Raw genomic sequence first — 21,997 nt, forward strand, 5'->3', positions numbered from 1 at the left:
ATCACCAAATCGACGCCGATGGGCTCCCTGGACGCCCCCTTCAACCCCGTCTCCCTGGCACTCGGCGCGGAAGCCTCCTTCGTCGCCCGCACCCTGGACTCCGACCGCGCACACCTGACCGAGGTACTGCGCCAGGCCGCCGCGCACCCGGGCACCGCGCTGATCGAGATCTACCAGAACTGCAACATCTTCAACGACGGCGCCTTCGACGCCCTCAAGGACAGACAACAGGCCCAGGAAGCGGTCATCCGCCTCGAACACGGCCAGCCCGTCCGCTTCGGCACCGACAACACCAAGGGCGTCGTACGCAACCCGGCCACCGGCGAACTCACCGTCGTCACCGTCACCGCGGACAACGAGGACCAGGTCCTCGTCCACGACGCACACGCCGCCTCCGCGGCCACCGCGTTCGCCCTCTCCCGCCTCGCCGACCCCGACACCCTGCACCACACACCCATCGGCGTCCTGCGCTCCGTGGAGCGGCCGGTCTACGAGCAGCAGATGGCCAACCAACTGGACGCCGCGATCGAGCAGAACGGCAAGGGCGACCTCGCCGCGCTGCTGGCCGGTGGGGACACCTGGACCGTCGTGGGCTGACGTCCAGGGAATGCTGAGGGGCCCGGTCGGTTACCGCACCGACCGGGCCTCGTCGTATGTGCGGCGCGCCTCCGCCACCTCGCGCATCCGCTCCTCCGTCCACACGGCCAACGCCTGCACCTGTTCGGCGGCCTCGTAGCCCAGGTCGGTGAGGGAGTAGTCGACGCGGGGCGGGATGACGGGCTTGGCGTCGCGGTGGACGAAGCCGTCGCGCTCCAGGGTCTGGAGCGTCTGGGAGAGCATCTTCTCGCTGACCCTGCCGATCGCCCGGCGCAGCTCGCTGAACCGGTACGGGCGCTCCAGCAGGCGGATCAGCACGAGGACGCCCCAGCGGCTGGTGACGTGCTCCAGTACGAGGCGGGACGGGCACATGGCGTCGCCGTCGACGCTCCAGGTGCTCGGGGCGCTACGGGCGGCGACCGATGGCCCTGCTGTGCTTACTTCCATGCCCGTACCTTACCTCAAAGTGGGTACTTTCCCTGAGTTAGCGCCCCCCTTAGAGTTACTGGCACAGTCCCCCACAAGGAGAGCGCAGGCATCATGAGCATCGTCGTCACCGGAGCCACCGGCCACCTCGGCCGCCACGTCATCGGGCAGCTCCTGGAGAAGGTCCCGGCCGACCAGGTCACCGCCGTCGTCCGCAATCCGGAGAAGGCGGCCGACCTCGCGGCCCGGGGCGTCCGGATCGCCGTCGCGGACTACGACGCCCCCGAGACCTTCGACGGTCTGTTCACCACCGGCGACAAGGTGCTGCTCATCTCCGGCAGCGAGGTCGGCAAGGACCGCGTCGGCCAGCACAAGGCCGTGATCGACGCCGCCGCGGCGGCCGGTGTCGCGCTCCTCGCCTACACCAGCGCCCCCGGCACCCTCACCGCCGCGCTCGCCGACGACCACCGCGCCACCGAGGAGATCCTCACCTCGTCCGGAGCGCCGTATGTGCTGCTGCGCAACGGCTGGTACCACGAGAACTACACCGAGAACCTCGCCCCGGTGCTGGCGCACGACGCCGTCGTCGCCGCGGCCGGTGCGGGGCGGGTCGCCTCCGCCGCCCGCGCCGACTACGCGGCCGCCGCCGTCGCCGTACTGACCGGCGAGGGCCACGAGAACCGGACGTACGAGCTGAGCGGTGACGAGGCGTGGAGCTTCGCCGAGTACGCCGCCGAGCTGACCCGGCAGACCGGCCGTGAGATCGCCTACAACGCCGTCTCCGGCGAGGTGCTCACCGGCATCCTGACCGGCGCCGGAGTGCCGGAGGCCTTCGCCTCGGTCCTGGTCGGCGTGGACGCGTCCATCGAGAAGGGCGAGCTGGCGGTCACCAGCGGGGACCTGTCCCGGCTGGCGGGGCGCCCGACGACCCCGCTCGCCGAGGCCGTCGCGGACGCGCTCAAGAGCTGATCCATGGGCCCACCCTCGCATGTCATGACCGTATGCCGATACGGGCATGACATGCGAGGGCGATCGGCGCTACCTTCCTCCAGACGGGTTCATCCGAGTGGGTGACGTACGAAGGAGGCGCCGTGGCCGGGAAGCCAAGGGGTGAGCAGCGCATAGGCCTGCTGAACGGCTTCGCGGCCTATGGGATGTGGGGTCTCGTCCCCCTCTTCTGGCCGCTGCTGAAGCCCGCCGGGGCGATCGAGATCCTCGCCCACCGCATGGTGTGGTCCCTCGCCGTCGTCGCCGTCGCGCTCCTGGTCATACGACGCTGGGACTGGGCCCGTGCACTGCTCCGGCAGCCGCGCCGACTCGGGCTCGTCGCGCTCGCCGCGGCCGTCATCACCGTCAACTGGGGCCTGTACATCTGGGCCGTGAACACCGGCCATGTCGTCGAGGCGTCGCTCGGGTACTTCATCAACCCCCTGGTCACCATCGCGATAGGCGTGCTGCTGCTGAAGGAACGGCTGCGGCGCGTGCAGTGGGCGGCGGTCGGGATCGGCTTCGCCGCCGTGCTCGTCCTGTCCGTCGGCTACGGCCGTCCGCCGTGGATCTCCCTCGCCCTCGCCTTCTCCTTCGCCCTCTACGGCCTGATCAAGAAGAAGGTGAACCTCGGCGGCGTGGAGTCGCTGGCCGCCGAGACCGCGATCCAGTTCCTGCCCGCGCTGGCCTTCCTGCTGTGGCTGACCTCGCGCGGCGACTCCACCTTCAGCACCGAGGGCCCGGGGCACGCGGCCCTGCTCGCCGCGACCGGCCTGGTCACCGCGGCACCGCTGGTCTGCTTCGGCGCGGCGGCGATCCGCGTGCCGCTGTCGACCCTGGGGCTGCTCCAGTACCTGGCGCCGGTCTTCCAGTTCCTGCTCGGCATCCTCTACTTCCACGAGGCCATGCCGCCCGAGCGCTGGGCCGGGTTCGCCCTGGTCTGGCTGGCGCTGACGCTGCTGACGTGGGACGCGTGGCGTTCGGTACGGCGGTCCAGGCCGCGGTCGCTGGAGGAGCTGGGGCTGGCGGGCGGGGCCCGGGGGACGGGGACGGACAGGGAGCGGTCGGCGTCTGCCACGGCGGACGTGTGACCCCGCCGGGTCAGGTCTGACGGGTGCCTTCCGGCTGACGGACACCTTCCGGCTGACGGACACCTTCCGGCTGACGGGCGCGTTCGGTGAGGCGGGTCATGCGGGCGTGCGCCTTGTCCAGTTGCTCCACGTCCTCGGCGGCCACCCCTCCCGCGGCGGCGACCTCGGTCCACAGGGCGATCAGATCCCGCCCCAGGGACAGGCCCAGCTCCGGGTCCCGCACCGCGCGCCAGGCGGTGGCCGCGCTCTGGACATTGCCGTAGGCGGCCTCCGCGTCGCGCGTGCGGCGGTGCTGGATGCCTGCCACGGCTAGGGAGAGACGGAAGGCGCGGACCGGGTCGCCCGCCAGGTAGGCGACGTAGGCGGCCAGTTCGGAGAGGCGGAGCACCTCGGGGTGCTCGGGGCCCAGCGTGCGCGACGCCTCCGCCAGCGCCCGCTCCGCCAGCGCCGCCGCCGCGTCTATACGGCCCGACTTCACCGCGTCGCCGATCTGCGTCATGGACGCGGGGGGCGGGGGCGTCGCCTGGACGGCGTCGCCGTCGCCGAGGATGGCTTCGGCCACGGCGTCGAAGCCTCGGGGTGGGGTCGGCTTGAGGTCGGAGTTGCCGGTGGTGGGGGGCGGGGATGGCCTTTGAGGGGACGGGGATGGCGTTTGAGGGGCTGGGGATGGCGTTTGAGGGGCTGGGGGTGACTGTCGTGAGGCTGGGGATGGCTGTGGCGGGGCCGGGGGTGACTGTCGTGGGGACGGGGGTGACTGTGGTGGGGCCGGGGATGGCTGCTGAAGGGCCGGGGCCCGGTGACCGCCAGGCGTGTACGGACCCGCGTACGGGCCCGCCTCCGGCATGCTCCCCTCGGCCGGACGCGGCCTCGCCGCCATCACCGGCGGTGGGCCGAACACGCCCAGCGGGGCGGGCGCCGGTGCCGGTTGCTCCGTCGGGACCGGGTCCACGGTGAAGCGGCTGGACCCGTCCGGGTCGACCTGGAGCGGGACGACGTAGCCGATGCGCTCGTCGTGGACCGTGGCCAGGACGGGCTTCCCGGCGGCGCGGGCCATGCGGCGCAGCTGGCCCAGTACCGCGTGCTGGAGTTCCTCGCCCGCCGCGGGGACGACGGGCACGCCCCCGACCGACGCTCCGCCCCCGTCGACGCCGGAGACCCGGACCTCGACCGGTTCCCGATTCTGATCGCGGCTGGGTAGGGACATCGGTTCCTCACTTGGTTACGCCCATGGTCGTACTGACGAGTCTGTCCGCCCCGCCCCGGTGCACACGTCACCACGCCGTCACAGGCTCGTCCCAACTGCCCGCACCCCCACTCGCTTGCCCCGATCCGATTGCGCGTGCATATAATGCATGCGCCTTTAATGATCGCGCGCCAGACATTCTGGGAGATCCAATGACCCGCCGTTTCCTGTTCGTCCTGGGCAGCAGCCGCAGCGAGGGCAACACCGAACTGCTGGCCCGCCGGGCAGCCGAACAACTCCCCGCGGACGTCGAGCAACAGTGGATCAGCCTGGCCGAGCACCCGCTGCCCGACTTCGTGGACCTGCGCCACGACGACGACCACCTCCGCCCCACGGAGGGCGAGGCCGCGCTGCTGCTCGACGCCACCCTCGCGGCGACGGACATCGTGATCGCCTCGCCGCTCTACTGGTACTCGGTGTCCGGCCACACCAAGCGCTACCTCGACTACTGGTCCGGCTGGCTGCGCACCCCCGGCATCGACTTCAGGGCCACCATGGCCGGGCGCACCCTCTGGGGCGTCACGGCCCTCTCGGACGCCGAGCCCGTCGTCGCCGATCCGCTGGTCGGCACCCTCAACAACTCGGCCGCCTATCTGAGGATGCGCTTCGGCGGAGTCCTCCTCGGCAACGGCAGCAAGCCGGGTGACGTGCTCGACGACACCGAGGCGCTGACCCGCGCGAAAAGCTTCTTCGCGACCGAGGCGCCTCTCGCCCGCTTCCCCACGCCGTAACGCCCTACGCCGTGATGTCCTTCGCCGTGAACCGCGCCCACGCCGCCGAGCCGAACACCGCCGCGTACAGGCCCTGCAGGCCGAGGTTCTTCACCAGGTCGTCCCAGTAGACCGGTTCGCGCATGAGGTCGGCGAAGGACAGCCAGTAGTGGGAGAAGAAGTACGGGTGGAGCGCGTCGAGCTGCGGTATCTGGTCCAGGATCTGGATGGTGATCAGCAGCCCGACGGTCGTCGCCATCGCCGCGACGCCGCTGTTGGTCAGCGTGGAGACGAACAGCCCGAGCGCCGCGATGCCTATCAGTGACGCGGCGACGACCAGGGCGATCAGCAGCGCCCGCAGCAGACCCTCGGCGAAACTGATCCGGGTGCCGGAGATGGTGGTCAACTCGCCCAGTGGGAAGAGCAGGGCGCCGACCGTGAGCGCCGACAGCGCGACCACGAGCGTGGCGGCCAGACAGAAGGCGATCACGGTGGCGTACTTGGTGAGCAGCAGCCGGGTGCGGCCCGCGGGGGCGACCAGGAGATAGCGCAGGGTCCCGGCGTTCGCCTCACCGGCGATGGCGTCGCCCGCGACGACGCCGATGGCCATCGGCAGGAAGAACGGCAGGGTCGCGGCCAGCGCGGTGAACACCAGGAACAGTCCGTTGTTGGTGACCTGCGCGATGAACGCGGGGCCTTCACCGCCGCCACCGCCGCCCCCGCCTCCGACGGAGGAACCGTCACTCGTCTCTATCTTCACGGCGATCCCGACCAGGACCGGCACGGCGGCCAGCACCCCGAGCAGCGCCAGGGTGCGCCAGCGCCGGAAGGTCGTGATCAGCTCGCTACGGAGGAGACCGAAGGTCCACAGCGGTCCCCGCCCGCGGGTTCCCGTGGCACCACCGGAGGTCCCGGTGCTCGCCCCCGCCTCAACCCGCGACATCGAACCCCTCCCCCGTCAGCGCCACGAACGCGTCCTCCAGCGAGGCCCGTTCCACCCCGAAGCCCCGGACCCGGACCCCCGCCGCCACCAACGCGGCGTTGAGGTCGGCGAGTTCGCCGTCCGGCGCGTCCCCCGTCACCCGGTCGTCGTCGGCGACCACGACGTCACCGACGCCCTGTTCCTTCAGCACCCGTGCCGCCTCCGCCGGGTCGGGCGTCGCCACCACCAGCCGCCCGCGCATCCCGGCCGCCAGGTCGGACACGGCGCCCTGGGTGATCAGCCGCCCCTGCGCCATCACCGCGGCGTGGGTGCACACCTGCTCGATCTCGTCCAGCAGGTGCGAGGACAGGAACACGGTCGTGCCCTCGGACGCCAGCTCCCTGATCAGTGCGCGGATCTCCCGCATGCCCTGCGGGTCGAGGCCGTTGGTCGGCTCGTCCAGGACGAGCAGCCTGCGGGGCTGGAGCAGCGCCGCGGCCAGGCCGAGCCGCTGCTTCATGCCCAGCGAGTACGCCTTCGCCTTCTTCCCGGCCGCCGCCGCCAGCCCCACCCGCTCCAGCGCCGTCTCGACGCGGACGCGCCGGGTGCGCGGGTCGGCGGTCGGGTCGGCGGCGTCGTACCTGGTGAGGTTCTCCCGGCCGGACAGGAAGCCGTACAGCGCGGGTCCTTCGATGAGGGCGCCGACGTGGGGCAGCACGGTGCGCGTGGCGCGCGGCATCGGGTGGCCCAGCACCCGGGCCGTGCCCGAGGTCGGGGCGATCAGGCCCATCAGCATGCGGATGGTGGTGGTCTTGCCGGAGCCGTTGGGGCCGAGGAAGCCGAAGACGCTGCCCGCCGGAACGGTCAGGTCGAGGCCGTCTACGGCGAGCTGGCCGCCGCGGTAGCGCTTGGTGAGCGCACGGGTGTGGATGACGCCGTCCGCCACGACCACCTCGTTCTCGGTGTCCCCCGTGCTTCCGGCGTCCCCCGTGTCCGGCCGTGTCTCGTCCGGCTCCGTGGTGGACGGTTCGCCCATCGGCTCCTCGGCTCCCTGTCTCGTCGTACGCAGTCTCGTCGTACGCAGTCTCGTCGTACGCGCGGGGCCCGAGTCGCCCCGCGCGTACGGCGGTTGCTTCGCGCTACTTCCCGGACTCGGCCGCCTTCACCAGCGCGTCCTTGGTCACGGCACCGACATAGACCTTGCCGTCGTCCGTGATGAGGGCGTTGATCAGGCGGGTCTTGAAGACCGTGCCCGAACCGAAGTCGCCCTTCACCTGGTCACCGAGGGAGTCGAGGAAACCACCGACGTCTCCCCCGACCTCGGCGCCGGAGGGCATGCCCTCGCCGCCGGTGTCGAGGACGGCGATGGAGTTCCAGCCCTCACCGATGACCTCCGGGCCCTCGGACTCCTTGTCGAGGCCCTCGGAGCCCTTGTCGAGGCCCTTGGGGAAGTCCTCCCCGAATCCGCGCTCGTGCTTCTCCGTCGCGGCGTCGCCCTCCTCGGTGACCTTCGCGCCCTTGGGCGGTGTGAAGTCGAAGGTGGACGCGGCGGGCTTGGCGAAGCTGATCTGGGTGAAGCCCGCGTCCACGACGGCGGCGCCGCCGCTCGCCGGGGTCAGCGTGAACTTCAGCGGCAGGCCGGTCTTCGCGTCCACCGCCACGCTGATGGCGCCGACCGTGGAGCCGGACTGCCTGGGCTTGATGAGCAGCTTGTAGGCGTCCCGCCCGGCGACCTGCGCGGTCCCGTCGACGGTCACCGAGGTGGTGTCGTCGACCGACTTCAGGGCCTCCTCGGTGAGGTCCTTGGGCGTGGCCGGGACCTCGTCGGTCTTCTCCCTCGCGTCGGGGCTGTCGGCCGCGGTGCCGTGGTACACCTCGTTCGACGCGCTGTCATATCCCCAGACGTCCTTGCCGTTGTGGATCAGGCTGTACTCGGCGGCGTCCTCCAGCAGCGACAGCTTGTGCCGGTCCGGGCCGTCGGCGGCGACGCGCAGCGTGTGCGTGCCGGACACCAGCTCGGTGAGCTTGGCCGACGGGTCCGCGGTGGAGCCCTCGCCGTCCTTCGGCCCGGCCATGCCGGACGCCAGACCGCCCTCCAGGCCGCCGAGGTCGGGCAGCCCCAGATCCGAGGTGATCTTCACCGTCCCGGACAGCTGCTGTACGTCCGACTCGGCGATCTTCTCTATGAGTTGCTGCGCGCTGATCTTCGGCAGGTCCGGGCTGCCGGAGTCGGCGATCGCCGGGACGAGCCCGATGGTCGCCGCGGCCACCCCCGTCACCGCGACCGGGACGACATACCGCGCGGCCCTGCGCCGTACTCCGCGCGCCTCGTCGTCCTGCGCGTCCCGCGCCGCGGTCGTGTTGTCGTCGGATGCGTACGGTGCCATGTGTGCCTTACCTCTCGCGTCGGCGGCGGCTGTCCGTCTCGTCACGTCCTCGTCGCGCTGTACCCCGAGCCGCCATTCTCACCCGAATCGGTGAGGAGTGGTGTTTTCCGTGGTTCCCATCTGACCAAATCGGCCCGCGAGATACGTCAACCCACGGAGCCAACTCCGCGTACTGCTCGGGTATGACACGAGGCGACACCGCGTACACCCGACCCGTAGGGGTAGCGGACGGGCATCGCGTCATCGCCGGACACGGCGACCGACGGGCACGGCTCCCGACGGACAGGGTGGCCGCCGGACAGGGTGGCCGCCGGACACAGCTCCCGACGGACAGGGCAACCGACAGACACGGCGACCGACGGCTACCCCGCCCGGTGCACCACCGCGTCGCACAGCTCCATCAGCGCCGCCTTCGCGTCGCACTCCCGCAGCGGCACCAGCGCCGACCGCGCGTCCTTCGCGTACCGCACCGTGTCCGCCCGTGCCTGTTCCAGCGCGGGGTGGGCGCGCAGCGCCGTCAGCGCACGCCGGTGCTGCTCGTCGTCGGTGAGGTCGGAGTCCAGCAGCTTGCACAGGGCGATGTCCTCGGCCAGCCCCAGCCGGGCGGCCCGCTCCCGCAGCCGCAGCACGGGCAGCGTCGCGATGCCCTCGCGCAGATCGGTGCCCGGCGTCTTGCCCGACTCATGGGAGTCGGAGGCGATGTCCAGGACGTCGTCCGCGAGCTGGAAGGCGACACCGAGCCGCTCGCCGTACTGGGTGAGGACGTCCACGACCGTCTCGTCCGCGCCGGACATCATCGCGCCGAACCGGCAGGCGACCGCGACCAGCGAACCGGTCTTGCCGGAGAGCACGTCGAGGTAGTGGTCGACCGGATCGCGCCCGTCGGCCGGGCCCGCGGTCTCCAGGATCTGCCCGGTCACCAGCCGCTCGAACGCCTCGGCCTGCACCCGGACCGCCTCCGGCCCGAGGTCGGCCAGGATGTGCGAGGCGCGGGCGAAGAGGAAGTCGCCGGTGAGGACGGCGACGGAGTTGCCCCAGCGGGTGTTCGCGCTGGGCACCCCGCGCCGTACCGCCGCCTCGTCCATCACGTCGTCGTGGTACAGGGTCGCGAGGTGGGTCAGTTCCACGACCACGGCGGAAGGCACGATTCCGGGCGCGTAGGGGTCACCGAACTGGGCCGCGAGCATCACGAGCAGTGGCCGAAAACGCTTCCCGCCCGCCCGCACCAGATGCTGGGCGGCGCCGGTGATGAACGGGACCTCGCTTTTGGTTGCCTCAAGCAACCCTTCCTCGACAGCAGCCATCCCAGCCTGGACATCGGCCTCCAGGGCCTGGTCCCGCACGCTCAGCCCGAATGGCCCGACGACGGTCACGAGGGGTCTCCTGTCTGCTGGTGTCCACCGGCGCTTACGCGGTTTGTCGATACGTCGCTGCCTTCACTCAAGTCAGCGTATCCGGTCACGTTTCGATCACCGAGGGCGCCCACCGTTGCAGCACGGGCGGTATCGGATCACGGCCGGAATGCTTTCGATCATTAGATAAGCGTGGATGTGGGAGCTAAGTGAGTGATTGCGGAGGGATGCCACAGAAAGCCCTGAGTCGCACCCTCTGATCATCCATGCCGACATGGGCACGCCCCTCCGTTCGCGCCACTCCCCAGGCGATCACTACGACAACGACGCATCCGCCAGAAGGGGTTCCGGATCCGCCCCGGACACCATCCGACCCCCAAGGGCGAGTTGGCCGCAATGCCCGTTTTGCCGGTCTTGTGGACACCCGTGAGTTGGCTCACCCCGCGCACGGGGCCGCACCACCCTCCCGCGACCGCCGGACCCTTGTGAATCACCCATGAATCAGCCTTCCCGCGCGGGCAGTTGAATCTGTGCGTTCGCAAAGGATCAAGTACCCCGAAATCGCCCGATCAAGGTCGATCAAGGTCGATCAAGGACTGAACGGTGTGATGCATGCGTCCCGTACTTGTTTCCGACATGTGCTCTCGCATACGTTCCCGATCCAGTCGGGCGGACGCCGAATCCTGCCACCGCCCGGCCACCCAATGACGGACTCACTCATCCAAGGCAGGAGCGGGGGACCCAGGTAAGTCGCCGGGCCGCGACGCGTACGACGTCACACGACGCCGTACGACGCCACGGCACGGCTTGGGGTGAAGTCGTACCCGCGCAGGGCACGGCCGGGCATCTCCCGCCCGAACCCGACAGCTCACCTCGCAGGCGCCGGAGAGGACCTTCACCATGCCTGCAAACGGCCAGCCCCGCCGTGCCCGCACCACCCGCGTCGCCCGCAAGATCGCTCTCGCCGGCACCGGTGCCGCCGTGCTCGCGCTCCCGCTGATCGGCGCGACCACCGCCTCCGCGCACACCACGACCGCCGCCCCGGCCGCGGCCACCGCGGTCGCGTACCCGAACAACCTCGACGGCTGGATCCGCCAGTCGCTCTCCGTGATGGCGCAGCACGGCATCCCGGGCTCCTACGACGCCATCCACCGCAACATCATGCGGGAGTCGTCCGGCAACCCGAACGCCATCAACCTGTGGGACTCCAACGCCGTCGCGGGCACCCCGTCCAAGGGCCTGCTCCAGGTCATCGACCCGACCTTCGCCGCGTACCACGTGCCCGGCACCGTCTACGACCCGTACGACCCGGTCGCCAACATCACCGCCGCCTGCAACTACGCCGCCGACCGGTACGGCTCGATCGACAACGTCTTCGGCGCGTACTGAGCGCCCGCCCGCGGACTCGGGGCTGAGCACCTGACCTCAGCCCCGTGAGCAGAGACGTTCGAGGACGACGGCGACGCCGTCGTCCTCGTTCGAGAGGGTGACCTCGTCCGCGACGGCCTTGAGTTCCGGGTGGGCGTTGGCCATGGCCACGCCGTGCCCCGCCCAGTCGAACATCGGGATGTCGTTGGGCATGTCGCCGAAGGCGATGGTGTCCTGCGGGCGCAGCCCGAGCCGCCGGGCGGCCAGCGCCAGGCCGGTCGCCTTGGTGATGCCGCACGGCTGGAGTTCCACGGTCCCCGGCCCCGACATGGTGACCGTCGCCAGCGAACCCACCACCGCGCGGGCCACCGACGCCAACTCGTCGTCGGACAGGCTGGGATGGCGCAGCAGCACCTTGCTGATGGGCGCGCACCACAGGTCGTCGCGCCGCTCCACGCGTACCGCGGGCAGCGTGGGATGCGGCATCAGATAGCCCGGCTCGATGAGCGTGAGCCCCTCCACGCCGTCCTGGTCGACCGCCGCGTACACCTGCCCCACCTCGGCCTCGATCTTGCCGAGCGCGGTCTCGGCCAGCTCCCGGTCCAGGGTCACGGACCACAGCAGGCGGTCCGTACCGGCGTCGTACAACTGCGCGCCCTGCCCGCACACCGCCAGCCCTGTGCCGCCCAGGAACTCCAGCAGCGGACGCACCCTGGGTGCCGGTCGGCCTGTCACCACCAGGTGCCGGGCACCGGCCGCGGCCACCCGCGCGAGCGCGGTGAGCGACCGGTCGGAGAAGGTGTCGTCGCCGCGCAGGAGCGTTCCGTCCAGGTCGGTGGCGATGAGGGAGTACGCGGTGCGCTCGGCATATGCGGTGGGTGCGGCCATGATCAGAGAATACGGACATCGCGCTCCCTTCGTTCACCCCCGTGCCTCCTCTCAACTTCCTTGCCCCGCTCCGTCCTTCGGTCTCCCGGGCCCGGTCGCGGTCCGCCGCCACGTGGTCGGCCGGACCGCGGACACTGCCCAAGACGGCCGCCCCAGCCGTAACGTGTGGCGCGACCACCTGAACGTGTGGCGCGCTCGCACCGCGGCGCGACCCCTGGACCACGGCGCGTACGAAAGTGAGGCAGCACCCCATGCCCCCCTTCGATGTCCCCGAGGGTGACCCCTTCGGACCGCACAACCTTCCGTACGGCGTGTTCTCACTCCCCGGCAGCGCGGACCGCAGGATCGGTGTCCGCCTCGGCGACCACGTCCTCGACGCCGGGGCCGCGGCCCTGACCCTCGGCTCCCCTTACGCCGCCCTGCTCGGCCGATCCACCCTGAACCCCCTGCTGGCCGCGGGCCGCACCACCTGGTCGGACGTGCGGCGCGCGCTCACCGCCTGGGTGACCGTGCCCTCCCACCGCGAGGCCCTGGAACCACTGCTGCACCCGCTGACCTCGGTGACCCTGCACCTCCCCTTCGAGGTCGCGGACTACGTCGACTTCTACGCCTCCGAGAACCACGCCCGGAACGTCGGCCAGATGTTCCGCCCCGACGCCACGGACTCCCTGACCCCCAACTGGAAGCACCTGCCGATCGGCTACCACGGCCGCTCCGGCACGGTCGTGGTCTCCGGCACCGAGGTCGTCCGCCCGTCCGGCCAGCGCAAGGGCCCCGCCGATCCCGCGCCGGTCTTCGGGCCCTCCGTCCGCCTCGACATCGAGGCCGAGGTCGGGTTCGTGGTCGGCGCGCCGTCACCGATGGGCGGCGCCGTCGCGCTCGGCGACTTCCGCGAGCACGTCTTCGGGCTCTGCCTCCTCAACGACTGGTCCGCCCGCGACCTCCAGGCCTGGGAGTACGTGCCCCTCGGCCCCTTCCTCGGCAAGTCCTTCGCCACCTCCGTCTCGGCGTGGATCACCCCGCTGGACGCCCTGGAGGAGGCCCGGGTAGCCCCACCGGAGCGCACCCACCCCCTCCTGCCCTACCTGGACGACGCCCAGGAGGAGCCCGGCGGCTACGACCTGCGTATCTCGGTCTCCGTCAACGGCCACGTCATCTCCGAGCCTCCCTTCTCCACCATGTACTGGACGGCCGCCCAGCAGCTCGCCCACATGACCGTCAACGGCGCCTCCCTGCGCACCGGCGACCTGTACGGCTCCGGCACGGTCAGCGGACCGGCCGAGCACGAACGCGGCTCGCTGCTGGAACTGACCTGGAACGGCCGCGACGCCCTCGAACTCCCCGACGGCAAGCGCACGTTCCTCGAGGACGGCGACGTCGTCACCATGACGGCGTGGGCCCCGGGACCGGACGGCGTCCGGGTCGGCCTGGGTGAGGTGACCGGACGGATCGCCGCAAGCTGAGACAGTGCGACCGGACTCTTCCGGGGCGCTGACTCCGACCGCCCGCCGCCGTCATACTGGCGGCGGGCGCGTGCGTGCGGGCACGAGACGCTGCGCCGCGCGCGACCCGAGCCGCACCACCCCGCACCCCCCACAGGCGCAACCTTCCGATACTCCCGATCAGGATCCGGAGCCGTGTGGCATGACCGTCTGCCTGCTCCTGCTGAGCATCGTCGCCCTGACGGCCGCCCTACCGGTGCCGCGTCTGCTGACCCGGGCCGCCTGGCCCGAGCGGGAACCGGTGGTCGGTCTGTGGGTGTGGCAGTGTCTGGTCGCGACGGTGCTGCTGAGCTGTCTGACGGCTCTGGTCCTCGGCGCCGCGGCCGTCTTCCAGACCGTACGCGCCCAGGTCTTCGCCCCGGCCCCGGCGGCCGTCACCGCGGCGTACGACCTGTCCACCGCGCCGACCTGGGCCGTCGCCCTCACCCTGCTGCTGGCCTGCGGTGCCGCCTGGACCGGCGCCATGCTCGCCCGGGAGCTGTTCGAGGCCAGGCGCCGCAGGTTGCGGGCCCGCACGGTCCTCAACGAACGCGCCCCCGATCTGCCCGCCGGGCTGCCCGCCGCACGGGGCCCGCTGCTGGTGCTGGAGGACGAATACCCCGACGCCTGGTGGATGCCGGGCCACCCGCCGCAGCTCGTCGTCACCACCGGCGCGCTCCAGCGGCTCACCGACCACCAGCTCGACGCCGTCCTCACCCATGAACGCGGCCACGCCCGCGCCCGCCACGACTGGCTGGTCCACCTCTCTACCGCACTGGCCACCGGATTCCCCCACATCCCGTTGTTCGCCCACTTCTGCGACCAGACCCGCCGCCTGGTCGAACTCGCCGCCGACGACACGGCGTCCCGCCGCTGCGGCCACCTCACCACCGCCCTGGCCCTGATCGAGCTGAACCAGCACCGCGGGGTCCTCTCCTGCGCCTCCAGCAACCGGCTGCTCGGCGAGCGCGTCGACCGGCTGCTGGAGCCCCCGCCGCGCTTGGGCCGCCGCGACCGCGCCCTGACCACCACCGCGGCGGCACTGGTGCCGCTGCTGCCGCTGCTGATCACCTTCGCACCGGGGCTGACGGCGCTGAGCTGATCGTGGTGGCCGCGAGGCCACGAGGCCACGAGGGCGCCGTCAGGGTGCCGTGAGGGCCGCTGTCGCGGTGGTGGTTACGCCCAGTCCTCCGGCTCCGGCTCGGGCTCCCCCGCCATATCGGCCCATATGTCGTCGTCCGCCGCCTGCGGGCCGCCGCCGCCCGCGCCCGCGTCCGGCGCGGCGCCCGGTCGGCCGCCCAGGGCGGCGAGCACCCCGAGCACTCCTTCGCCATACGTCGCCAGCTTCTTCTCGCCGACGCCGCTGATCCCGCCGAGCTGCGCCACCGAGGTGGGCCAGGCCGAGGCGATCTCCCGCAGCGTGGCGTCGTGGAAGATGACGTACGCCGGGACGCCCTGCTCACGGGCCTGCTCAGCACGCCACGCGCGCAGCGCCTCGAACGCGGGCAGCAGTTCCTCGGGCAGCTCCACCGCGGCGGCCTTCGGCTTGCGCTCGCCCCGGCCGGAACCCGAGCCGGACGACGCCGAGCGGGACGCCGGTTTCTTCGGCTCCTTGCGCAGCGGCACCTCCCGCTCCCGCCGCAGCACCGCGCCGCTCGCCTCGGTGAGCACCAGCGTGCCGTACTCACCCTCCACCGCGAGCAGCCCCTGGGCCAGCAACTGCCGTACGACACCGCGCCATTCGCCCTCGGCCAGCTCCTGTCCGATGCCGAACACGGACAGCTGGTCGTGGTCGAACTGGATCACCTTGCCGGTGCGCTTGCCCAGCAGGATGTCGACGATCTGCACCGCGCCGAACTTCTGCCCCCGCTCCCGCTGCAGGCGGACCACCGTCGACAGCACCTTCTGCGCCGCGACCGTGCCGTCCCAGGTCTCGGGCGGCATCAGGCAGGTGTCGCAGTTGCCGCAGCCCGCCGTGTGGGGGTCCTGGCCGAAGTAGGCGAGCAGTTGGCCCCGGCGGCACTGGGCGGTCTCGCACAGTGCCAGCATCGAGTCCAGGTGCGCGGCGGCCCGGCGCTGGAAGGACTCGTCGCCCTCGCCGGACTGGATCAGCTTGCGCTGCTGGATGACGTCGTTGAGGCCGTACGCCATCCAGGCCGTGGACGGCAGTCCGTCGCGTCCGGCGCGTCCGGTCTCCTGGTAGTAGCCCTCCACCGACTTGGGCAGGTCGAGGTGGGCGACGAACCGTACATCGGGCTTGTCGATGCCCATGCCGAAGGCGATGGTCGCCACCACGACCAGGCCCTCCTCCCGCAGGAAGCGGGACTGGTGCGCGGCGCGCGTGCCCGCGTCCAGGCCCGCGTGGTACGGCACCGCCTCGATGCCGTTGCGGGTGAGGAACTCCGCCGTCTTCTCCACGGAGTTGCGCGAGAGGCAGTAGACGATGCCCGCGTCCCCGGCGTGCTCCTCGCGCAGGAAGCTCAGTAGCTGCTTCTTGGGGTCGGCCTTCGGCACGATCCGGTACTGGATGTTCGGCCGGTCGAAGCTGGCCACGAAGTGCCGGGCCGTCGGCATGTTCAGCCGCTGGGTGATCTCCTGGTGCGTCGCGTCGGTCGCGGTGGCCGTGAGCGCGATCCGGGGGACGTCCGGCCAGCGCTCACCGAGCAGCGACAGGGAGAGATAGTCGGGGCGGAAGTCGTGGCCCCACTGGGACACACAGTGCGCCTCGTCGATCGCGAAGAGGGCGATCTTCCCGCGCGAGAGCAGGTCCAGGGTGGCATCCAGCCGCAGCCGCTCCGGCGCCAGATAGAGCAGGTCCAGCTCGCCCGCGAGGAACTCGGCCTCCACCACCCGGCGCTCGTCGAAGTCCTGGGTGGAGTTCATGAACCCGGCCCGCACGCCGAGCGCCCGCAGCGCGTCCACCTGGTCCTGCATCAGCGCGATGAGGGGCGAGACGACGATGCCCGTACCGGGTCTGACCAGGGACGGAATCTGATAGCACAGCGACTTGCCGCCACCGGTCGGCATGAGGACGACGGCGTCCCCGCCGGCCACCACATGCTCGATCACCGCTTCCTGCTCGCCGCGGAAGGCGTCGTACCCGAACACCCGGTTCAGCGTGGCCAACGTCTCACTCTGCGTCACTGACATCTCGGCGATACCGCCCGTCCCACCCATCGTCATGTCCCCCGTACGTCGTCCCTCGACCACTGCGTCCACGATAGGGGTCCGCACCGACAGCCCTCGAAGTTATCCACAGGCTCGCCCCCGCAGTAATACCGGATGCGCCGCCGCACCACCGCACACGCCGCTGCCCGGCGCCCCTGACCTTCCAGGGACGCCGGGCAGCGGCTCGACAACAGGGCTGGTCAGCGCACGAACACTCCCGCCTGCCCCGCCAGATCCAGGAAGTACTGCGGCGCCACTCCGAGCACCAGCGTGACCGCCACCCCCACCCCGATCGCTGTCATGGTCAGCGGCGACGGGACGGCGACGGTCGGCCCCTCGGGCCTGGGCTCGCTGAAGAACATCAGCACGATCACCCGGATGTAGAAGAACGCCGCGATCGCCGACGAGATCACACCGACCACGACCAGCGGGGCCGCGCCACCCTCCGCAGCCGCCTTGAACACGGCGAACTTCCCGGTGAAGCCACTGGTCAGCGGGATGCCCGCGAAGGCCAGCAGGAACACCGCGAAGACGGCCGCGACCAGCGGCGATCTACGGCCCAACCCGGCCCACTTGGACAGGTGCGTCGCCTCGCCGCCCGCGTCCCGCACCAGCGTGACCACCGCGAAGGCGCCGATCGTCACGAACGAGTACGCCGCCAGGTAGAACAGCACCGACGACACACCCTCCGGGTTGGTCGCGATGACACCCGCGAGGATGAAGCCCGCGTGGGCGATCGACGAGTACGCCAGCAGCCGCTTGATGTCGGTCTGGGTGATGGCGACGATCGCGCCGCCCAGCATGGTGATGATCGCCACGCCCCACATCACCGGCCGCCAGTCCCAGCGCAGGCCCGGCAGCACCACGTACAGGATCCGCAGCAGCGCGCCGAACGCGGCCACCTTCGTCGCCGCCGCCATGAACCCGGTCACCGGCGTCGGCGCGCCCTGGTACACATCCGGCGTCCACATGTGGAACGGCACCGCGCCCACCTTGAACAGCAGGCCCATCACGATCAGCCCGGCGCCGACGAGCAGCAGCGCGTCGTTGCCCATGGTGGACGCGAGCGCGGGCGTGACCTCGGTGACGGTCCCGTCGACGACCTGCGCGATCGTGCCGTACGACATCGAGCCCGCGTAGCCGTACAGCAGCGCGATGCCGAACAGGGTGAACGCCGACGCGAACGCGCCCAGCAGGAAGTACTTGACCGCGGCCTCCTGCGACATCAGCCGCTTGCGGCGGGCCAGCGCGCACAGCAGGTACAGCGGCAGCGAGAAGACCTCCAGGGCCACGAACAGCGTCAGCAGGTCGTTGGCCGCGGGGAACAGCAGCATTCCGGCGACCGCGAACAGCAGCAGCGGGAATACCTCGGTGGTGGTGAACCCGGCCTTCACCGCGGCCTGTTCGCTCTCACTGCCGGGCACGGAGGCGGCCTGCGCGGCGAAGGAGTCGACGCGGTTGCCGTGCGCCTCCGGGTCCAGCCGCCGCTCGGCGAAGGTGAACAGGGCGACCAGCGCCGCCAGCAGGATCGTGCCCTGCAGGAACAGGGCCGGTCCGTCGACCGCGATGGCGCCCATCGCCGCGATACGCGCCTTGGTGGTGCCGTATCCGTCGACCGCGAGGGCGACGACCGCGGCGAACGCGGCGGCCAGCCCGACGACGGAGACGAACACCTGGGTGTAGTAGCGGGACTTGCGCGGTACGAACGCCTCGATCAGCACCCCGATGATCGCCGCGCCCACGACGATCAGGGTGGGCGAGAGCTGCGCATACTCGATCTTCGGCGAGTCGATCTTCGAGATCGGATCGGCCGCCGTTGTCCACAGGCTGTGGACAGCTGTTGCGCTCACTTGGCCGCCTCCACGTCAGGCCGGGGATCCTTCTCCTGTACGTCCGACATGGTCTGTTTGACCGCCGGGTTGACGATGTCCGTGACCGGCTTCGGGTAGACGCCCAGGACGATCAGCAGGGCCACCAGTGGTGCGACGACGGCCAGTTCCCGCACCCTGAGGTCGGGCATCTTGGCGACCTCGGCCTTCACCGGGCCGGTCATCGTCCGCTGGTAGAGGACGAGGGTGTACAGCGCGGCGAGCACGATGCCGAAGGTGGCGATGATCCCGACCGCCGGATACCGCGAGAACGTGCCGACCAGCACCAGGAACTCGCTCACGAACGGCGCGAGACCCGGCAGCGACAGCGTCGCGAGACCACCGATCAGGAACGTCCCGGCGAGCACCGGGGCGACCTTCTGCACTCCCCCGTAGTCCGCGATGAGCCGCGAGCCGCGCCGGGAGATCAGGAACCCGGCGACCAGCATCAGCGCGGCGGTGGAGATGCCGTGGTTGACCATGTACAGCGTCGCGCCCGACTGGCCCTGGCTGGTCATCGCGAAGATGCCCATGATGATGAAGCCGAAGTGCGAGATCGACGCGTACGCCACCAGCCGCTTCATGTCGCGCTGCCCGACGGCGAGCAGTGCCCCGTAGATGATGCTGATCAGCGCCAGTACGAGGATGGCGGGCGTCGCCCACTTCGACGCCTCCGGGAACAGCCCGAGGCAGAAGCGGAGCATCGCGAAGGTGCCCACCTTGTCGACCACCGCGGTGATCAGCACCGCGACCGGGGCGGTGGCCTCGCCCATGGCGTTGGGCAGCCAGGTGTGCAGCGGCCACAGCGGCGCCTTCACCGCGAAGGCGAAGAAGAAGCCGAGGAACAGCCAGCGTTCGGTGTTGGTCGCCATGTCCAGCTCGCCGCTCGCGCGGGCCGCGGCGATCTCCGGGAGCGAGAAGTTCCCGGCGACCACGTACAGGCCGATCACCGCGGCCAGCATGATCAGGCCACCGGCGAGGTTGTAGAGCAGGAACTTCACGGCCGCGTACGACCGTTGCGTGGACGCCACTTCCTCGCCGTGCTCGTGGGCACGGTCCCCGAAGCCTCCGATGAGGAAGTACATCGGGATGAGCATGGCCTCGAAGAAGATGTAGAAGAGGAAGACGTCGGTGGCCTCGAAGGAGATGATCACCATCGCCTCGACGGCCAGGATCAGGGCGAAGAAGCCCTGGGTGGGCCGCCACCGCTTGCTGCCGGTCTCCAGCGGGTCGGCGTCGTGCCAGCCCGCGAGGATGATGAACGGGATCAGTACGGCGGTGAGCGCGATCAGCGCGACCGCGATGCCGTCCACGCCCAGGTCGTAGCGGACCCCGAAGTCGGCGATCCAGGAGTGCGATTCGGTGAGCTGGTACCGCTCGCCGCCGGGGTCGAAACGGACCGCGATCGTGATGGCCAGCGCGAGCGTGGCCAGCGAGACGAGCAGAGCCAGCCACTTGGCGACATCGCGCCGTGCGGCCGGTACGGCGGCCGTGGCGATGGCCCCGAGTGCGGGGAGCACCGCCGTCGCTGTCAGCAGGGGAAAGGACATCGGTATCAGACCGCCCTCATCAGCAGGGTCGCGGCGACCAGGACCGCCGCACCCCCGAACATCGAGACCGCGTACGACCGCGCGAAGCCGTTCTGGAGCCTGCGCAGCCGTCCCGAGAGGCCGCCGACCGAGGCCGCCGTGCCGTTGACGACTCCGTCGACCAGGGTGTGGTCGACGTACACCAGGGACCGGGTGAGGTGCTCGCCGCCACGGACCAGGACGACGTGGTTGAAGTCGTCCTGGAGCAGGTCGCGGCGGGCGGCCCGGGTGAGCAGCGACCCGCGCGGGGCGACGGCCGGGACCGGGCGGCGGCCGTACTGCGCCCAGGCGAGCGCGACACCGATGACCATGCACGCCACCGTCGCGCCGGTGACCGTGCCCGCGCTGATCGGCGCGTGGCCGTGGTCGTGCTCGGTGATGGGTTCCAGCCAGTGCACGAAACGGTCCCCGATGCTGAAGAACGCGCCGCCCGCGACCGAGCCGACGGCCAGCAGGATCATCGGGATCGTCATGGTCTTGGGCGACTCGTGCGGGTGCGGCGGGGTGTACTCGCCGCGGGTCTCGGCGGCGGGCTCCACGCCCGGCTCGGCGGGGGACGGCGTCGGGGCGTTGCGCCAGCGCTCCTCGCCGAAGAACGTCATCAGCATCACGCGCGTCATGTAGTAGGCGGTGATCGCCGCGCCCAGCAGGGCGACCGAGCCGAGGATCCAGCCCTCGGTGCCGCCCTTGGCGAACGCCGCCTCGATGATCTTGTCCTTGGAAAAGAAGCCGGACAGACCCGGGAAGCCGATGATGGCGAGATAGCCGAGGCCGAAGGTGACGAAGGTGACCGGCATGTACTTGCGCAGTCCGCCGTACCGGCGCATGTCGACCTCGTCGTTCATGCCGTGCATGACCGAACCGGCGCCGAGGAACAGCCCGGCCTTGAAGAAGCCGTGCGTCACCAGGTGCATGATCGCGAAGACATAGCCGATGGGGCCGAGGCCCGCGGCGAGGATCATGTAGCCGATCTGCGACATCGTCGAACCGGCCAGCGCCTTCTTGATGTCGTCCTTCGCGCAACCGACGATCGCACCGAACAGCAGCGTGACCGCGCCGACGATGGTGACGACGAGCTGCGCGTCCGGCGCGGCGTTGAAGATCGCTCCGGAGCGGACGATCAGGTAGACGCCCGCGGTCACCATGGTCGCGGCGTGGATCAGCGCGGAGACCGGCGTCGGGCCCTCCATCGCGTCCCCGAGCCACGACTGCAGCGGCACCTGGGCGGACTTGCCGCAGGCGGCGAGCAGCAGCATCAGGCCGATGGCGGTGAGGGTGCCCTCGGAGGTCTCCCCCACGCTGTCCAGCACCGGCCCGAAGGCGAAGGTGCCGAAGGTGGTGAACATCAGCATGATCGCGATCGACAGGCCCACGTCGCCGACGCGGTTGACCAGGAAGGCCTTCTTCGCGGCGGTGGCCGCGCTGGGCTTGTGCTGCCAGAAGCCGATCAGCAGGTAGGAGGCGAGACCGACGCCCTCCCAGCCGACGTACAGCAGCAGGTAGTTGTCGGCGAGGACGAGCAGCAGCATCGCCGCGAGGAACAGGTTCAGATAGCCGAAGAAGCGGCGCCGCCGCTCGTCGTGCTCCATGTACCCGACCGAGTACAGATGGATCAGCGAGCCGACGCCGGTGATCAGCAGGACGAACGTCATCGACAGCTGGTCGAGCCGGAAGGCGACGTCGGCCTGGAAGCCCTCGACGGGGATCCAGCTGAACAGGTGCTGTGTGAGCGTCCGTTCCTCGGCGCCCTTGCCGAGCAGGTCGCCGAAGAGGACGAGGCCGATGGCGAAGGAGACGGCCGCCAGCGCGGTGCCGATCCAGTGGCCCACGGCGTCGAGCCGACGGCCGCCGCACAGCAGGACGGCCGCTCCGAGCAGGGGCGCCGCCACCAGCAGCGCAATCAGGTTCTCCACGATTCTT

Annotated in this window: 19 protein-coding genes, 1 pseudogene and 1 riboswitch; of the genes and pseudogenes, 9 read left to right on the forward strand and 11 right to left on the reverse strand. The window is 70.8% G+C overall.

Annotated elements, in window-relative coordinates; translation table 11 throughout:
* Positions 1–597 (forward strand): annotated as a pseudogene (locus tag ACFVQG_RS36275) (2-oxoacid:ferredoxin oxidoreductase subunit beta); the annotation flags it as partial.
* 30 nt (positions 598–627) lie between these two features.
* On the opposite strand, the gene ACFVQG_RS36280 reads toward ACFVQG_RS36275, so the two are convergent.
* On the reverse strand, positions 628–969 hold the full coding sequence (locus ACFVQG_RS36280) for a winged helix-turn-helix transcriptional regulator (RefSeq protein ID WP_383392553.1): 342 nt from the start codon (positions 967–969) through the stop codon (positions 628–630).
* Between the two features lie 168 nt (positions 970–1,137).
* Between ACFVQG_RS36280 and ACFVQG_RS36285 the strand changes: the two genes are divergently transcribed.
* Together ACFVQG_RS36285 and rarD are read left to right on the forward strand one after the other, a co-directional pair.
* Positions 1,138–1,992, forward strand: coding sequence for an NAD(P)H-binding protein (locus tag ACFVQG_RS36285; protein ID WP_383392208.1), 855 nt, complete (start codon positions 1,138–1,140; stop codon positions 1,990–1,992).
* Positions 1,993–2,114: 122 nt separating this feature from the next.
* Positions 2,115–3,101 (forward strand): EamA family transporter RarD, encoded by a 987-nt coding sequence (gene rarD / locus ACFVQG_RS36290; RefSeq protein WP_383392211.1) that lies wholly within the window; start codon positions 2,115–2,117, stop codon positions 3,099–3,101.
* A gap of 10 nt (positions 3,102–3,111) precedes the next feature.
* Here rarD and ACFVQG_RS36295 read toward each other — a convergent pair whose 3' ends face one another.
* Positions 3,112–3,663 carry a hypothetical protein gene (locus ACFVQG_RS36295; RefSeq protein ID WP_383392213.1) on the reverse strand — a complete coding sequence of 184 codons (552 nt, stop codon included), beginning with the start codon at positions 3,661–3,663 and terminating at the stop codon, positions 3,112–3,114.
* Positions 3,664–3,910: 247 nt separating this feature from the next.
* Here ACFVQG_RS36295 and ACFVQG_RS36300 point away from each other — a divergent pair, with 247 nt between their 5' ends.
* From ACFVQG_RS36300 to ACFVQG_RS36310, 3 genes are all read left to right on the forward strand, one after another.
* On the forward strand, positions 3,911–4,099 hold the full coding sequence (locus ACFVQG_RS36300) for a hypothetical protein (RefSeq protein ID WP_383392215.1): 189 nt from the start codon (positions 3,911–3,913) through the stop codon (positions 4,097–4,099).
* Positions 4,100–4,113: 14 nt separating this feature from the next.
* Positions 4,114–4,299: a hypothetical protein gene (locus tag ACFVQG_RS36305; protein WP_383392218.1), complete on the forward strand. Its 186-nt coding sequence runs from the start codon at positions 4,114–4,116 to the stop codon at positions 4,297–4,299.
* 197 nt (positions 4,300–4,496) lie between these two features.
* Positions 4,497–5,075: a flavodoxin family protein gene (locus ACFVQG_RS36310; RefSeq protein WP_383392221.1), complete on the forward strand. Its 579-nt coding sequence runs from the start codon at positions 4,497–4,499 to the stop codon at positions 5,073–5,075.
* 4 nt (positions 5,076–5,079) lie between these two features.
* On the opposite strand, the gene ACFVQG_RS36315 is transcribed toward ACFVQG_RS36310, so the two are convergent.
* The 4 genes from ACFVQG_RS36315 to ACFVQG_RS36330 form a co-directional block, all read right to left on the reverse strand.
* Entirely contained in the window at positions 5,080–5,997 is a 918-nt protein-coding gene (locus tag ACFVQG_RS36315) for an ABC transporter permease (protein WP_383392224.1), read from the reverse strand.
* Entirely contained in the window at positions 5,984–7,012 is a 1,029-nt protein-coding gene (locus ACFVQG_RS36320; RefSeq protein ID WP_383392226.1) for an ABC transporter ATP-binding protein, read from the reverse strand. Before ACFVQG_RS36320 ends, ACFVQG_RS36315 begins: the two co-directional genes overlap by 14 nt.
* A gap of 103 nt (positions 7,013–7,115) precedes the next feature.
* Positions 7,116–8,363 carry an outer membrane lipoprotein carrier protein LolA gene (locus ACFVQG_RS36325; protein WP_383392229.1) on the reverse strand — a complete coding sequence of 416 codons (1,248 nt, stop codon included), beginning with the start codon at positions 8,361–8,363 and terminating at the stop codon, positions 7,116–7,118.
* A 362-nt stretch (positions 8,364–8,725) separates the two neighbouring features.
* Positions 8,726–9,736, reverse strand: a complete 1,011-nt coding sequence (locus ACFVQG_RS36330; RefSeq protein ID WP_383392232.1) for a polyprenyl synthetase family protein — start codon at positions 9,734–9,736, stop codon at positions 8,726–8,728.
* A 683-nt stretch (positions 9,737–10,419) separates the two neighbouring features.
* Positions 10,420–10,610: riboswitch (cyclic di-AMP (ydaO/yuaA leader) on the forward strand.
* Between the two features lie 5 nt (positions 10,611–10,615).
* On the opposite strand from ACFVQG_RS36330, the gene ACFVQG_RS36335 reads away from it, so the two are divergent.
* Positions 10,616–11,104 carry a transglycosylase SLT domain-containing protein gene (locus ACFVQG_RS36335; RefSeq protein ID WP_383392235.1) on the forward strand — a complete coding sequence of 163 codons (489 nt, stop codon included), beginning with the start codon at positions 10,616–10,618 and terminating at the stop codon, positions 11,102–11,104.
* Between the two features lie 36 nt (positions 11,105–11,140).
* Here ACFVQG_RS36335 and ACFVQG_RS36340 read toward each other — a convergent pair whose 3' ends face one another.
* A complete protein-coding gene (locus ACFVQG_RS36340; protein ID WP_383392236.1) occupies positions 11,141–11,971 on the reverse strand; it encodes an HAD family hydrolase in 831 nt (276 codons plus the stop codon).
* 251 nt (positions 11,972–12,222) lie between these two features.
* Between ACFVQG_RS36340 and fahA the strand changes: the two genes are divergently transcribed.
* The gene (gene fahA / locus ACFVQG_RS36345; RefSeq protein ID WP_383392239.1) at positions 12,223–13,434 is read left to right on the forward strand and encodes a fumarylacetoacetase; all 1,212 of its coding nucleotides are present in this window, start codon (positions 12,223–12,225) and stop codon (positions 13,432–13,434) included.
* A gap of 181 nt (positions 13,435–13,615) precedes the next feature.
* Positions 13,616–14,554 (forward strand): M56 family metallopeptidase, encoded by a 939-nt coding sequence (locus tag ACFVQG_RS36350; protein WP_383392242.1) that lies wholly within the window; start codon positions 13,616–13,618, stop codon positions 14,552–14,554.
* A 74-nt stretch (positions 14,555–14,628) separates the two neighbouring features.
* On the opposite strand, the gene recQ is transcribed toward ACFVQG_RS36350, so the two are convergent.
* The 4 genes from recQ to nuoL all read right to left on the reverse strand — a co-directional run bounded on the left by recQ (position 14,629) and on the right by nuoL (position 21,990).
* A complete protein-coding gene (recQ, locus tag ACFVQG_RS36355; RefSeq protein ID WP_383392556.1) occupies positions 14,629–16,629 on the reverse strand; it encodes a DNA helicase RecQ in 2,001 nt (666 codons plus the stop codon).
* A 191-nt stretch (positions 16,630–16,820) separates the two neighbouring features.
* The gene (gene nuoN / locus ACFVQG_RS36360; protein WP_383392245.1) at positions 16,821–18,470 is read right to left on the reverse strand and encodes an NADH-quinone oxidoreductase subunit NuoN; all 1,650 of its coding nucleotides are present in this window, start codon (positions 18,468–18,470) and stop codon (positions 16,821–16,823) included.
* A complete protein-coding gene (locus ACFVQG_RS36365) occupies positions 18,467–20,038 on the reverse strand; it encodes an NADH-quinone oxidoreductase subunit M (RefSeq protein WP_383392249.1) in 1,572 nt (523 codons plus the stop codon). The genes nuoN and ACFVQG_RS36365 overlap by 4 nt, the downstream gene beginning before the upstream one ends.
* 5 nt (positions 20,039–20,043) lie before the next feature.
* Positions 20,044–21,990: an NADH-quinone oxidoreductase subunit L gene (gene nuoL, locus ACFVQG_RS36370; RefSeq protein ID WP_383392251.1), complete on the reverse strand. Its 1,947-nt coding sequence runs from the start codon at positions 21,988–21,990 to the stop codon at positions 20,044–20,046.
* Between the last annotated feature and the right edge of the window lie 7 nt (positions 21,991–21,997).

It is taken from the genome of Streptomyces sp. NPDC057877 (assembly GCF_042796855.1).
In the GTDB taxonomy this organism is placed as follows: domain Bacteria; phylum Actinomycetota; class Actinomycetes; order Streptomycetales; family Streptomycetaceae; genus Streptomyces.

Bases quoted from the DNA above. Each gene is read 5' to 3' on its own strand.
- fahA (WP_383392239.1), top strand. From the start codon at position 12,223: ATGCCCCCCTTCGATGTCCCCGAGGGTGACCCCTTCGGACCGCACAAC.
- ACFVQG_RS36335 (WP_383392235.1), top strand. From the start codon at position 10,616: ATGCCTGCAAACGGCCAGCCCCGCCGTGCCCGCACCACCCGCGTCGCC.
- ACFVQG_RS36340 (WP_383392236.1), bottom strand. From the start codon at position 11,971: ATGGCCGCACCCACCGCATATGCCGAGCGCACCGCGTACTCCCTCATC.
- ACFVQG_RS36325 (WP_383392229.1), bottom strand. From the start codon at position 8,363: ATGGCACCGTACGCATCCGACGACAACACGACCGCGGCGCGGGACGCG.
- ACFVQG_RS36320 (WP_383392226.1), bottom strand. From the start codon at position 7,012: ATGGGCGAACCGTCCACCACGGAGCCGGACGAGACACGGCCGGACACG.
- ACFVQG_RS36285 (WP_383392208.1), top strand. From the start codon at position 1,138: ATGAGCATCGTCGTCACCGGAGCCACCGGCCACCTCGGCCGCCACGTC.
- ACFVQG_RS36315 (WP_383392224.1), bottom strand. From the start codon at position 5,997: ATGTCGCGGGTTGAGGCGGGGGCGAGCACCGGGACCTCCGGTGGTGCC.
- ACFVQG_RS36280 (WP_383392553.1), bottom strand. From the start codon at position 969: ATGTGCCCGTCCCGCCTCGTACTGGAGCACGTCACCAGCCGCTGGGGC.
- ACFVQG_RS36350 (WP_383392242.1), top strand. From the start codon at position 13,616: ATGACCGTCTGCCTGCTCCTGCTGAGCATCGTCGCCCTGACGGCCGCC.
- ACFVQG_RS36365 (WP_383392249.1), bottom strand. From the start codon at position 20,038: ATGTCCTTTCCCCTGCTGACAGCGACGGCGGTGCTCCCCGCACTCGGG.
- recQ (WP_383392556.1), bottom strand. From the start codon at position 16,629: ATGGGTGGGACGGGCGGTATCGCCGAGATGTCAGTGACGCAGAGTGAG.
- ACFVQG_RS36310 (WP_383392221.1), top strand. From the start codon at position 4,497: ATGACCCGCCGTTTCCTGTTCGTCCTGGGCAGCAGCCGCAGCGAGGGC.